Annotated in this window: 10 protein-coding genes; all 10 read right to left on the bottom strand. The window is 68.5% G+C overall.

Going from position 1 to position 12,911, the window contains the following annotated elements:
- Positions 1-18: 18 nt before the first annotated feature.
- The 10 genes from AB0L64_RS22815 to AB0L64_RS22770 all read right to left on the bottom strand — a co-directional run bounded on the left by AB0L64_RS22815 (position 19) and on the right by AB0L64_RS22770 (position 12,775).
- Positions 19-2,328, bottom strand: coding sequence for a polysaccharide lyase 8 family protein (locus tag AB0L64_RS22815; protein ID WP_363712974.1), 2,310 nt, complete (start codon positions 2,326-2,328; stop codon positions 19-21).
- Between the two features lie 10 nt (positions 2,329-2,338).
- A complete protein-coding gene (locus AB0L64_RS22810; protein WP_363712972.1) occupies positions 2,339-3,187 on the bottom strand; it encodes a GDSL-type esterase/lipase family protein in 849 nt (282 codons plus the stop codon).
- A gap of 383 nt (positions 3,188-3,570) precedes the next feature.
- Positions 3,571-4,623, bottom strand: a complete 1,053-nt coding sequence (locus AB0L64_RS22805) for a right-handed parallel beta-helix repeat-containing protein (RefSeq protein ID WP_363712970.1) — start codon at positions 4,621-4,623, stop codon at positions 3,571-3,573.
- A gap of 29 nt (positions 4,624-4,652) precedes the next feature.
- Positions 4,653-5,237, bottom strand: coding sequence for a hypothetical protein (locus tag AB0L64_RS22800; RefSeq protein ID WP_363712968.1), 585 nt, complete (start codon positions 5,235-5,237; stop codon positions 4,653-4,655).
- Positions 5,234-7,168, bottom strand: a complete 1,935-nt coding sequence (locus AB0L64_RS22795) for a hypothetical protein (protein ID WP_363712966.1) — start codon at positions 7,166-7,168, stop codon at positions 5,234-5,236. Before AB0L64_RS22795 ends, AB0L64_RS22800 begins: the two co-directional genes overlap by 4 nt.
- On the bottom strand, positions 7,168-8,895 hold the full coding sequence (locus AB0L64_RS22790) for a heparinase II/III family protein (protein ID WP_363712964.1): 1,728 nt from the start codon (positions 8,893-8,895) through the stop codon (positions 7,168-7,170). The genes AB0L64_RS22795 and AB0L64_RS22790 overlap by 1 nt, the downstream gene beginning before the upstream one ends.
- Positions 8,883-9,647 carry an SDR family oxidoreductase gene (locus tag AB0L64_RS22785; RefSeq protein ID WP_363712962.1) on the bottom strand — a complete coding sequence of 255 codons (765 nt, stop codon included), beginning with the start codon at positions 9,645-9,647 and terminating at the stop codon, positions 8,883-8,885. Before AB0L64_RS22785 ends, AB0L64_RS22790 begins: the two co-directional genes overlap by 13 nt.
- Before the next feature lie 23 nt (positions 9,648-9,670).
- Positions 9,671-10,552, bottom strand: coding sequence for a carbohydrate ABC transporter permease (locus AB0L64_RS22780; protein WP_363712960.1), 882 nt, complete (start codon positions 10,550-10,552; stop codon positions 9,671-9,673).
- Positions 10,539-11,492, bottom strand: a complete 954-nt coding sequence (locus AB0L64_RS22775) for a sugar ABC transporter permease (protein WP_363712958.1) — start codon at positions 11,490-11,492, stop codon at positions 10,539-10,541. The genes AB0L64_RS22780 and AB0L64_RS22775 overlap by 14 nt, the downstream gene beginning before the upstream one ends.
- Positions 11,489-12,775 (bottom strand): extracellular solute-binding protein, encoded by a 1,287-nt coding sequence (locus tag AB0L64_RS22770; protein WP_359939699.1) that lies wholly within the window; start codon positions 12,773-12,775, stop codon positions 11,489-11,491. Before AB0L64_RS22770 ends, AB0L64_RS22775 begins: the two co-directional genes overlap by 4 nt.
- Between the last annotated feature and the right edge of the window lie 136 nt (positions 12,776-12,911).

Genomic DNA, 12,911 nt, shown 5'->3' with positions numbered 1-12,911 from the left:
GTTTCCTTTCAGTGGACTTCAGTGGAAGCAGGCAGTGGCGGCGTTGCCGTGGCGACCGGTGGTGTCGACGACGATGCTCCAACCGCGGCCGCGGCGGGTGACTGTGACGCCCGGATCGGCCTTCGTCAGCAGGAGATCCGGCGTGTCGAGGTCGACGGTGACCGACGGACGGGTTTGCGTCGGATCGGAGATCGCGACCGTGCCGCCGGTGACCACGACGGAAGCCGGTCCGTCGGCGGTCAGTTCGGCGACGGTACCGGCGCTCCAGAAGTTGGTCGCCAGGACGTTCCTCATCCGGACCGCATGCGCCGTGGAGTCGGCTCGCAGTTTCTGCACCGGAAGCTTGCCGGCGAAGGACTTCGTTGCCTCCAGCGTCGCGGTCGGCAACTGCACGTAGTAGTAGCCCTGCGCGACCGGTGCCGTGCCGTGGGCAATCCACACGGTTTGGTACGGCCGGGTGACGGGCGTGTCGGTGCCGTACTTGAGGTTGATCTCCCGCCAGGTCGCGGTCCGGTTCTCGCGCAGCGTCCGGATCGGCGTCCGGTCCGGGAAAACGTAGCCCCCGGTGCCCTCGAGGTGACACCAACCGGGTGCTGCCGTGAACGCCTCGTTCCCGGTCCGCAGCTTGCGGTTCTCGATGATCGTCTCGACCGTGCCGTCGCCGGTGATGTCCGAGCCGACACACACCATCACGTCGTCGATCAGGAACCAGCTCTTCAGCGCCCGCAGGCCGGTTCCGTACCCGCGCAGGTCCATGCCGTAGGCACCGATCGTCCGCTGCGGAACCGCGGCACCACCCACCCAATCGGCCTCGCTGGTGCTGCGGAAACCGTAGGAGTCGGCCAGTCGCCGGGTGTCGACCGTTGTCCCCGGCAACCGGTACGGGTCGACCGTCGGCCAGTAGTCGCCCGAGTAGTGGCCGAGGTCGTCGTCGTACAGCAGCACCATGCCATCGGACAGGTGCCAGCCGTGCAGGTTCTCGGTCTGGATCGACTCGTAGTTGTAGATCCGCGACGAGTAGGCGCTCAGCCCGATCGTGAACGACGGCCGGTGATGCGCGACCTTGTCCATCCGCGGGTACTGCTTGTGCAGCACGAGCGGGCCGCGGGCGGGTGCCGGCGACGCCAGGATGTTCCGGGCCGCCACCAGCGAGGCCGGATCCGTGACCTTCAGGAAATCCCGGAAAGTGTCTTCGGTGATCCATTGCTTGACGAGCGCGGTCAGCTGCGCGGCGCGGTCGGCCGGCGCGGCCGGGATCAGGCGAAGCGTGCCTTCGATGACCGTCTGCGTCGGGGCGTGGTTCTGCTTGCTGGGCCGGGCGATCTCCCGGCCGCAGACCGAGCCCATCAGGTCGCCGCGCACCATCAACGGGTCGAAGGCGGCGGTCACCCAGCCGTAGATGTTCTCGAGGTCCGGATCGGTCACGGTCCACTCGGTACCGCCGAGCAGGTAGAGCAGGGCGGAAAGCGTTCCGAGCAGTTCCTTGCCGTACCCGCCGTTGTACGGGTGCTTGTAGTGCTGCAGGAACGAGCCGTCGCTGTAGAAACCCTCGCCCGTTCCGTCGACCCGGCCAGGCGCGTCGTTGAACGCGAGCACGCTGTTCGCACCGCTGCCCTCGACGTCGCTGATCGCGTCGCGCACGCGGACCAGCGCGGCTGTGTCGCCGTCGAGGACCGCGCGGGTGGCCACCACGGTGGCGATCCAGACCCGGTTCGCACCGGTCGCGATCTGCCGGTCGGCGCGCCACAGGTTGGGGTCCGGCGTGTAGTGGTTGATCGCCTCCGTGTACTTCGTCCGGGTTTCCGCCGGGATCGCGTCGTACAGCAGGACCAAGGTGTCGGCGAACGCGGAGGCACCGCCGATCTCCCAGTCGTAGTCGTTGTCGTAGCGCGGGAGCGTAGGGCTGTAGCGATTGGTGTACATCCAGTCGAGGGCACCACGAATGTCGTCGGCGACGGACGCGTTTCCTTGGTACGCCGATCCGTTGGTGGCCCAGGCCACCGCGATCTGCTTGATCCGGCGGAAATTCGACGCGACGTGGTTGGAAAGCGTTGTACTCGCGAGGTCCGGCCAGAGCGTGGTGCGGCCTGCCGAGCGGTCGAGGGTGCTGAGCGCGGACTGGGCGAGGCGGTCGACGCGGGCGATCGCTACCGCGAGGTCCGGATCACTCGGGTCGACGGTCGGCCCGCCGGTGAGCAGGGTCTGCCAGCGGAGGCGGAGCTCGTCGGTGGACCCGGCGGCCCAGGTCGGTGTGGGGAGGGCGAGGAGCGCCGTTCCGCCGAGCATGCCGCCGAGTACGGTACGGCGACGAAGGGTGAGATCAGGCATTTGAGTCCTCTCAGAGGGCTAGGGCAATCGCCTTCGCGCCGGCGGCATTGGGATGCAGGCCGTCGCCGCTGTTGAAGCCAGGGCGGAGCCGAGCCGGGTCGGCCGGGTCGCGGAGCGCCGCATCGACGTCCAGGAGGCGGTCGAAGACACGGCCTCGCCGGAGTACGGCGTTGACGTCGCTGCGGACCTGGTCGAGAGCTTCGGTGTAACGGATCCAGCCCTTGAACGGGCCGATCGTCGCGCCGATCACCTCGAGGTCGTGATCGTGCGCGCGGCGTACCAACTGGTCGTAGGCCAGCAGGATCCGTGCCGGGTCGGTCTGGCTGGGCGGTTGCTGGATGTCGTTGATGCCCAGGAACACGACCAGCGTCCGGAGGCTCGGCAGGCCGACAACATCGCGGTCGAATCTGGACTGGCCGCTGGGTCCGAAGCGGGCGTCGTCGAGCAGAACACGGTTTCCGCTGATTCCGAGGTTGGCGACGGCGGGGCGCCGGCGGAATTGTGCGGCGTACTGGTCCGGCCAGCGGAGGTTCGCGTTGTCCGGCGTGCCGACTCCTTCGGTGATCGAGTCGCCGAGCATCGCGACCACGCGGCGCCCGGCCGCCGGTACGTCGACACCGTTCAGCAGGAACACGGAGTTGGTCGGGCGGTCGTCGATGGAGCCGGTCGCGTGCACGTTCCGGTGGAAACTCAGGGGGCCGGTGGGGCCTGGCAGGTACATGCTCACCGCCAACTCCCCGCCGTCCGGTATCACCATCTCCACCGGATCGCTCACCACAGTCGCGCCGGCCGCGATCAGGATCTCCTTCTCTCCGCCGAACAGCACCGGCGTACCGTTCGCCGCTACCGGTCCGACCACCACAGGTGCCGCGCCGAACGGATTCGCGAACCGCAGCCGAACGCCGGCACCTGTTCCTGCCGAGAGGTGAAGGGTGTAGCGCAGGGTGGTGTCGGTGAACCCGGCGCTCGCGTCTGTGTCCGTGGGCGTGGGGGCAGTCTGTGCAGTCGCCCAACTCGCGGCCCAGTGACCATGAGTCCCCGCCGACGATCCCGCGCCCTGCCTGCCCGACGCGGTGGCCGCCGATCCCGCACCTACCGCGCCGAACAACCCACCAAGAACCCCACCGGCCGTCCCACCAAGAACAACCCGTCGCGACACCCCACCAGCCGTCCCGTCCGACGACACCCGACGCGAGCCCTCCTGAGCGGCGCCGGCCTCGGGGGTGTGTTGTGTCCTGGGCATCAGCAGGTCGCTGTCGGGTTGAAGTTGGTGGCGTAGGTGCCTACGGAGTTTCCGCCGGTGTTGCCGGACATCGTGTTGCCGCAGATCTGGCCCTGGGGTGTGCGCATGAACTTGATGCCGCCGGAGGCGTTGTTCGTGATGGTGTTTCCGTAGACGTTGTTGTCGGTTCCGTCGGTTTCCGTGTCGCCGCCGAGGCGGACGCCGGCGCCGGCGTTGTCGTGGATCGTGTTGTAGCGGAACGTGTTTCCGTTGCCGCGCGCGTCCAGCCCGCCCGAGCTGGGGTCCTGCTGCCGGCTGCAGTCGTTGTGCTCGACGACGTTCGCGGTCGAGTTCTCCTTCACGTCGACGCACTCGTTGCCGTACGTCGCGATCGTGTTGTCGTGGATGTGGTTGTTCCGGCTGCGGTCGGGCTGGTCGTCGGGCGCGCCGTTCTCGCCCTGCTGCTCGGGCGCGGTGCCGAGGTAGATCCCCTCGCCGTTCTTGCCGCCGTCGCCGAACTTGAAGTCGTACACGCCGCACGGGCCGACGGTGTTGTCGTGCACGTCGGCGTTCGTGATCAGGTACCGCAGCCGCAGGCATTCGCCGCCGGCGTTCTTCAACCGCATGTTCCGGATCGTCAACGTGCCCACGCCGTCACCAGGCGACGTGCTCATCACGTACACGAGCTTGTCCCGGTACCCGGCCTTGCTGGACGACGACCCGAACAAGCCGTCGATCGTGAACCCGTCCAGCGTCACGCCGTCGTGCTGGATCTGGAGGATGCGCGAGTTTCCGGCGCCTTTCACGACCGCGCTCGACGGACCGGTGATCGTGACCCCGGACCGGATCGTCACCGCGTCCTGGAGATAGGTGCCGGAGGCAAGGTGTACGGTCGCGCCGCGCGGAGCGACGTCAAGCGCTTTCTGGATCGTCGCGAACGGCGTACCGCTGGACGTACCCGAGTTGGCGTCGCTGCCGGTGGTGGCGACGTAGTAGTCGCTCGCGGCGTGCGCCGGGACCGCTGGCAGCGCCAGCGCGGCGCCGAGAAGCAGGATCGGGACAGCTCTGGACATGGTGGTCCTCCTGAGTGGGCGGTTGCTGCCTATGGACGGTCGGCGACGAGCAGGCCGACCAGAACCGGGATTGTGGTGCCGAGGAGCAAGGGACCTGCTGGTATCGGGAGCGAGAAGACCGGTGCGGCGACGGCGGCGCCGAGGAGTGCGGTGCCGCGCGCGACGGAGGTGAAGGCCAGGCGGAACGCCGTACGACGCCAGTCGGCGGCTGATCCGGACGGGTGGCGGCCCGCGGCGACCGCGAGCGCGAGGTGATAGGTGACCGCGGCGGCGACCAGGCCGACGTGGATCATGAACAGCGTCAGGACGAGCGGCCCGGAACGGCCGGAAAGGAACGCCAAGTTGCTGGCGGCAATCATCGCGGCGATCGTCACCAGCACCGAGTGCGGGAGCAGTGGGCGCCAGTACGTGCGCCATCCGGCGAACACCCCTGTGAAGCACCGCGTGTCGCCGTCGGTCCGCCACCGGTTGAGCGCGAACCCGACCGCCGCCAGGGCCGGCAGCCACGTCACGATCCCCAGGCACAGGATCGTGAAAGCCGCGCCGGCCATCGCCGGGCTCGCGATCCAGCCGAGCCAATCGAGTGCGCGCCGGCCGAGCCCTCCCCCGGTCATACCGTGATCCGCCCGCCGGTCGTCACGATGACCGCGCGGATCCCCGCGCCGGCCCAATCAGGCTGGAGGTCGGCGCCTTCGATGGTGCCCTCGTCGTCGGCGAGCAGCACGGTCTCGTCGGCGAAGGCGACTCCGTGGCCGCGGGCGAGGTCGAGGCGGCGTGCGGTCGGTGGTGCCGGGTGCAGCGACGACGTGGGTTCGATGGTTGTGAGCAGGGTGGCGTTCGTCGTCTGGAGGGCGGTGGCCCGGAGCGTGTGCATGGTGCGGGTCAGGCGGAGGCTGGGCGTGCTGGACGTCGGGTTGGCCTCGACCTCGGTCACGGCGGACTCCACGGTCAGCGGTGTGTGCAGTCGGACCCAGGCTTGCGCGGATCCCGACCGCAGCGCGATCTCGTCGCCGTACTCGATCGGCCAGTCGGCGTGCAGCAACAGTGTCCAGTCACGCGGTGCCTCGGCCGCGCACCGGTCGAGCAGGACGAGTCGGCCCGCGGGCGTGAAGACGAGGGTCCGGTCGAGTCGGGTGATGCCCAGCTCGGGCGGGTACATCGCCGCGATCTGTGCTGTGGCGTGGGCCATCCCGTCGGCCGCGTGGACGTCGACCATACGCGCCCGGCGTTCGTACGGGATTCCTTTGTAGACGTGGTACCGGTCCTCGTCGGCGTACCCGAGGCCGTCGACCAGGATCAGGTTGTGGTCGCCCGCGCGCTTGCGGTTGCTGTATCCCTCGTCCACGGCCAGGAAAGCGCCGCGCGAGGTCAGCACGAACGATCCCGAGTCGGGGTGATGATGCCCGGCGCTCAGCGTGTCCCAGCCGCGCTCGCGGTCCAGCCGGTGCGATGTCTCCCACGCCTGATGCCCACCGCCCGGCGCGGCCTTGAACGACACCATCGTTGCCTCGTCGTCCCATCCGGTCCGCGCCGTGACGAGGCCGAGGTCCGGAAAGTACGCGGACAGCGGCGTGTTCTTCGCGGGATCGACCGGCGACAGCGAGTCGTCGTACCAGAGCAGCTCGAGGTACGCCTCGGGCATCACGCCGGGTTTCACACCGCTCGCGTACGCCTCCCGCCAGAAGAAGCGCTCGGACACGAGATCGGCGAGCCACTGTGCCTCGCCGATCCGGTACGCGGAAGCGAGTTTCCGGTACAGCGCGACGCTGTGTCCGCTGCGCCGGTCGTGGCAGTCGCCGTGATCGATGTTCTCCTCGAATCCCGGCGCACATTGCTGCAGCCGGTAGGAAAACGTGTTCGCGAGGAACCGGCAGCGCTGCCACCAGTCGAGGCCCTCCCGGTCCTGCAGCAGGTCCAGGTACGTCGCCAGCCACGGAACGCCGTACCGCCAGTAGACGACGCCCTCCATGTCGGACCCGTCCGCCGGCAGCAACTCGACGACCGTCTCGAAGTTCCGCTTGGCGCGCTCGGTCCATTCGGTGCGGCCCAGCGCGTAGCCGGCCGCGGCGAGCCCGGTGTAGCAGATCCAGTTGTGGTTCTGCCAGTACGACGAGCTCCACCACGAGCCCTCGGTCTCGACGGCGAACTCGTACAGCCGCGACCCCTGGAGCTCGAGCTTGGCGCGGAGGTCGCCGGCCAGAGCGAAGTCGTCGCCCAGCCAGGTGTACGCGAGGGACAGCCCGTGCAGCAGCCAACCCGCGTCGAGGTCGTGGTCCGGGAGGTGAGCCTTGCCCCAGTGCGGGAAGCCGATCGCGGCCGAGATCCAGCGCTCCGCCTCGACGCGGTATCCCTCGTGGTCGGTCAGACGATAAGCCAGCGCGAGGTTGGCGGCGGCCGGGCCGAAGTACGTGATGCTCGCGGACGGATGCTCGGTCGGCGGGGTCTGCGTTCGGTACCAGTCGCACTGCTCACGCAACCGCCGCCACTGCGCGGCGTACCGTCCGTCGAGGCCGGCGCGTACTTCGCCGATGCGATCGTCGAACATCACAGCCCTCCGATCGCGTGGTCGTTCCCGTCGACCGTGATGACGTCGCCTTCCAGCCGCACGTCGAGCGGTGTGGTCGAGTAGACGGAGCAGTACGTCGCGGTCGCGCCGACAACTGTCCAGTCGAGCCAGGTCCGGGTCCGCTGCGGATCGTCGGCCGGACCGGGGCCCGGGCGGGTCACCGGTACGGCGTCGGCGAGGTGGTAGCCGTACAGCGTCTCGTCGCCCGCCCACGTCGTCCGTACCGCGTCCGGACCGACCTCCACGGTGAGGTCGACGTCCGGGCGGAACTGCAGCACGATCTCGCGCTCGCGATCCGCCGTCACCCGGACGACATCGACCAGGTAACTGGTTCCGGAAATGAGTTTCCGTGCCGCGCGGACACCGTCGTACCAGCCGTCGACGGTGGCCGTCACCGACTCGGCGTCGGAGGTCAGCCGGCCGGTCGCCTCGGCAGGTTCGAGGCCGTCGATGCGGATCGTCGGGTGCGCGGCGGCGGATTTGTAGTGCGAGCGCCACTCGGCATGGCCGTACGGCACCTGGCCGGGGTCGGGCTGCCACGGCGTCGTCGCGCCGTACAGATAGAGCGCGAGCTTGTCGTGGTGCCCGTGGGAACCGCCGTGCGGGCCGTGGTCGAGGATCGCCTGAAGACCGGGCACGCGAAGCACAGCGTAGAAAGAACTGACCAGGAATGACCCGTCAGCCGGGGCAGCCTGAGCGACTGAGGTTGCGGTGCGGGGTGGCCCGCTGAACCAGTTAATCAGCTTGTCCTCGAGGCCGTCGTACTCGGGGCCGACCTCCGCCAGCGCCCGGGCCGCAACAGCACTCAGGTCGTACGCGGTGGTGAACTGGCGGGCGAGCGAAGCGATCTCCAGCCACTCCAAGGCCAATGGAGCCCGGAGATACGGACCGTCGTGGAGGGCCGGAAGGATGCCGCCGTCGGTGGCGATCGAGGCCAGCGCCGCGATCATCCGCTCCAGGCGATCAGGCACCGATTCCGGATCGAGACCGCGCAGACTCAGCAGATAGGCCCGCAGAACGAAGCCGTGGTAGTACGTGCTTCCTTCCCACTCCCAGCCGTCCTCGCCGGCCGCGACCTCCATATGCTCGAACTGGCCGCATTCACCGGTCAACCACTCCTCCGCACCGGACCAGCTCTCGCCCCGAACAGCAGCGGCCGCCTGACTCGCGGTCGTCCCGAGGGCGTTGAACCACGCGGTGTAGTTCGAGGAGAACTTGTCCTGGGCAACCATCGCGTCGCGCGCCCGGCGTGCTCCGGCGACCATGTCGTCGAGCATCGGGAGCGTCTCCCCCAGCTCGGCCCGGCCGGCCAGGTTCAGGATCGAGTGGGCGATCGGCACACCCCACACCGCATCGGTCAGCGCCTGGTGGAACAACCGTCCGCGCTGCATCCACCCCTGCGCCTGCTCGTGCTCGCCCGCTTTCGTGAGCTCGGAGTACAACCTCGCGTACGACGTGAGCAGGTCGGCGCCGCCCCCGTCGTACGAGAGCAGCCGGATCCGCCGCGCCCAGAAGTGATGGGCGAGGACCGTCCACGCGCCGCGGACCGCGGGGGTGTCGACCCGGCAACCGTAGGAACACCGAACGCCGCCCTCCGGAAAGTTCCCGGAATCGAATCCGACGTGCGCCAGCTCGACACCGTGTGCGGGACACACGTACTCGTGCCACCAGCCACCGCGCTCCGTCGGCGGGCTCAACGCGGCCACGTGCCACCGTCGATGTCGATGGTGATGCCGGTCAGGTACCCGGACGCCGGCAGCGCGAGGAACCGGACCGCGTTCGCCACGTCCTCGACCTGCCCGGCGCGGCCGATCGGCGTACCGGCGACCATGTTCGTCTGCGCCTGGACCGTGGAAAACGTGTTATGAAACGCGGTGTCCGCGATGTACCCGGGCGCGACCGCGTTGACCGTGATCCCACGCGGCCCGAGCTCCTTCGCCAGCCCCTTGGTGAACCCGCGGATCCCGGCCTTCGCCGCCGCGTAGATCACCGAGCCGGGACCGCCGCCGTTGTGCGCGGCGAGCGAGGCCATCGTGACGATCCGCGGGTTCGCCGACTGCGCGAGGTGCGGAATCGCGGCCCGGGTGGTCCGGAACGTCGCGCCCAGGTTCACGTCCACGACCTGCTGGTAGTGCTCGTCGGTCATCTCCTCGACCGGGACCCGCCCGATCAGGTGGCCGGCGTTGCAGACCAGCACGTCGAGGCCGCCGAGGAAACCGGCCGTTTCGTCGAGCAGCCGGTCGACCTCCGCCGTCGAGGTCACGTCGGCGCCGACCGCGATCGCCTTCCGGCCGAGTTCCTCGATGCCGGAAACGGTCTGCGCGGCCGCGGCGGCAGACTTTCCGTAGTGCACCACCACGTCCGCGCCGGCCGCCGCCAGGCCGAGCGCGATCCCGCGGCCGATGCCGTGCCCGGCCCCGGTCACCAGCGCGCGCGTCCCCTGCAGTTCCCCGGTCATAGAAACAGTCCTTCCGTCGATTGTCATTTGATGCCCGCGGTCGCGAAACCTTGGACGAAGTAGCGCTGCCCGATCAGGAACAGCACCACCATCGGCACGGTGGCCAGCGTGGTGCCGGCCATCAGGAACGCCCACTGGGTGTCGTTCTCGGTGCGGAACACGGACAGTCCGACCTGGATCACCCGCAGGCTGTCGCTCTTGGTCACCAGCAGCGGCCAGAGGAAGTTGTTCCACGACCCCTCGAAGGTGAGCAGCGCGACGGTGATGAACGCGGGTTTCACCAGCGGCGTCATGATCCGCGCGTAGATGCCGAGCTCACCGAGGCCGTCCAGCCGGGCCGCCTCCTCCAGTTCCACCGGCAGGTCCAGGTAGAACTGCCGGAACAGGAACACCGAGAACGGACTCACCGCGCCCGGGATGATCAGCGCCCACCAGGTGTCCAGCCACCCGGTGCCGCCCTGCCCGGTGATGTCGTTCCCGCCGAACAGCGGCATGAACCGCACGATCAGGAACTCCGGCAGGATCTTGGTGTACGTCGGGATCATCAGCGCCCCGACGAACCCGAGGAAGATCAGCGAACTCCCCCGGAACCGCAACCGCGCCAGCGCGTACCCGGCCATCGACGCGATCAGCACGTTGAGCACGGTGTGGCTGAAAGCGATCACGAAACTGTTCCGCGCGTACGTCGCGAACGGAGCCGCCCGCAACGCGTCGGCGTAGTTTCCGAGAGCCCATTCCGTGGGGAACAACCGGGGCGGAACCGCGGCGATGTCGCCCGGCGTCTTCACCGAGGTCAGCAGCATCCAGACGAACGGCACGATCATCACGCACGAGATCGCGGTGAGCGTCAGATACAGCGCGATCCGGCCGGTCCGGACCCGCGTAGAGGTCTCAACGGGTGGCACGGTCACCTCCGGTGATTCGCCGGTTCAGCAGGGTCAGGAACAGCAGCAGCGCGAACAACACCAGGCTCTGCGCGCACGCGTATCCCATCCGGAACTCCCGGAACGCGGACTTGTAGATCTCGTACGTCATCATCGTCGTGCTGTTCGCCGGCCCGCCGTCGGTCAGGATGTACACCTGGTCGAAGGACTGGAACGCGCCGATCACCGAGGTGACGAAGACGAAGAACGTCGCCGGCCGCAGCAGCGGCAGGGTGAGGCTGAAGAATTGCCGGACCTTCGAGGCGCCGTCCACCGACGCCGCCTCGTACAGGTCGGTCGGCAGGCTCTGCAGCGCCGCCAGGTAGATCAGCATCTTCAGGCCGATCCCCTGCCAGATCCCAACCACGATCACGGCCGGCATCGCCCAGTCCGTCGAGGACAGCCAGGCCGGACCGTCCAGCCCGAGGAACGACAGGACGGCGTTGGCGAGGCCGCTGCGCGGGTCGTAGATCCACAGCCACACGAGCGCAACGGCGATCGTCGCGGTCACCTGCGGGATGAAGATCGCGGTCCGGAAGATCGCCCGCCCGGCCAGCCGGGTGTTCAGCATCAGCGCGATCAGCAGCGCGATCGCCATCGCCACCGGAACGGTGAAGAACGTGTAGATACTGGTGTTCAGCACGGCGCGCCGGAAAACGCTGTCGGAAACCAGGTCGCGGAAATTTTCCAGCCCGACGAACCGCGGCGGCGTCAGGACGTCGTACGACGTGAAGCTCAGCACGACCGCGGCGACCAGCGGAATGCCGATCCAGATCAGCGCGTGCAGCACGGCGGGCGCGACCATCAGCAGACCGGCGCGGCGGCGGGCGCGCAGCAGCCCCCGCTGCCGCGGCGGGGCTGCGGACGGTCCGGGTGCGGCCGCCCGCACCCGGTCCCGCGTCGACACCATCGTTCCGCTCACAGCCGCGAGATCGCTTCCTTGCTCAGGTTCGCGAGCTCGTCGATCGCTTCCTTGGCAGTCCGCTTGCCGACCACGGCGGTCTCCAGCGTGGTCTTGATCTTCTCCCGGATCTCCATCCAGGCCGCCGTACCGCCCTCCGAGCGGGCCTTGCTCATGTTGTCCAGGGCAAGCTTCACGAAACCGTTGTTCTTCACATAGTCCGAGGTCCGTAGGTCCTGGACGCCAGGCACGGAACCGCGCTGTTCCGCGGTCGGCAAGATCGATTCCGGCGTTCCCATGAACTCGACCAGCGCCTGGGCCGCGGCGGCGTGCTTGGACGAGGCCGAGCGCGCCACCATCGTGCCGCCCTGCAGCATCGCGGGCACCTTGTTGGCCAGGATGAACGCGCCGACCTTGTCCTCCGCGAGCAACTCCGGGTTCTGCTTCTTCAGCTGCACCCAGAGCGAGTTGTTCGACATCATCATCGCGGAGCGGCCCTGCTGCAGCGTGGTCGGCTGACCGGCCGACGACTTGAACGAGTAGTCCGCGGACTTGTCCTTGATGACGTCGAGGAACAGCTGCAGCGCCTCGACACCACGCTCGTCGTCGAACTTGACCTGCTGCCCGGCCTCGTCGAACAGGTTCCCGTCGTTGGCGAACAGGAACGTCTCCCAGCACTGCCGCAGATCGATCGAGAACGGGTCGAACCCGACCCGGGTGAGTTTGCCGGAGGCATCGGTCCGCGCCAGCTCCTTCGCCATCGACCGCAGCTCGGCCCAGTCCTTCGGCGGCGCGGTGATCCCGGCCTCGGCGAACAGGTCCTTGCGGTAGGTGACGATGCGGGTGTCCAGGACCATCGGCAACGCGTACAGCTTGCCGTCGAACCGCGACGGCTCGAGGACGCGGTCCTCGTAGTCGTACCGCTTGGCGAGCTCGTCGGGTAGCGGCGCGAGCACCTTCTTGTGCGCGAACGGCGGGATCCAGCCGACGCCGAGCATCACGACGTCCGGCATCAGGCCGCCGGCCAGGCTGGTGGTGATCTTCTCGTTCAGGGCGGCGTACGTCGTGTAGTCGACCTTGACCGTGACGTTCGGGTTCTTCTGCTTGAACGCCGGCAGCAGCTTGCCCTCCAGCAACTCCTTGCCGGTGCTGCCCTCGAACAGCGGGGTGAGCAGGCTGATCTCGCCTTCGACGGGCCCGTCGGCGGCCGCCTGGGTGGTGCCGCCCGACGCGGAGCACCCGGTGGCCGCGGCGACGGCGCCGAGCCCGAGGGCGGTCAGGACTGATCTGCGGGTGTACTCCATGGCGCGCCTTTCGTGGTGCTGCGGAAGAGGAGTGGTGCAACGATCTACCAGCCAGAGCGGCGCAGCGGTGCGCGACTGGTGCAACGATGCACCGCATGCTAGGAACGGATTTCGCGACACGTCAAGAGGTGGACGC

The sequence above is a fragment of the Kribbella sp. NPDC051936 genome, assembly GCF_040680955.1.
Taxonomy (GTDB): Bacteria; Actinomycetota; Actinomycetes; order Propionibacteriales; family Kribbellaceae; genus Kribbella.
Note: the sequence above shows the minus strand (reverse complement) of the source record. Positions and strands in the feature narration are given on the sequence as shown.

Coding starts and splice junctions, on each gene's coding strand:
- AB0L64_RS22815 (WP_363712974.1), bottom strand. CDS start 2,328: ATGCCTGATCTCACCCTTCGTCGCCGTACCGTACTCGGCGGCATGCTC.
- AB0L64_RS22805 (WP_363712970.1), bottom strand. CDS start 4,623: ATGTCCAGAGCTGTCCCGATCCTGCTTCTCGGCGCCGCGCTGGCGCTG.
- AB0L64_RS22800 (WP_363712968.1), bottom strand. CDS start 5,237: ATGACCGGGGGAGGGCTCGGCCGGCGCGCACTCGATTGGCTCGGCTGG.
- AB0L64_RS22795 (WP_363712966.1), bottom strand. CDS start 7,168: ATGTTCGACGATCGCATCGGCGAAGTACGCGCCGGCCTCGACGGACGG.
- AB0L64_RS22785 (WP_363712962.1), bottom strand. CDS start 9,647: ATGACCGGGGAACTGCAGGGGACGCGCGCGCTGGTGACCGGGGCCGGG.
- AB0L64_RS22770 (WP_359939699.1), bottom strand. CDS start 12,775: ATGGAGTACACCCGCAGATCAGTCCTGACCGCCCTCGGGCTCGGCGCC.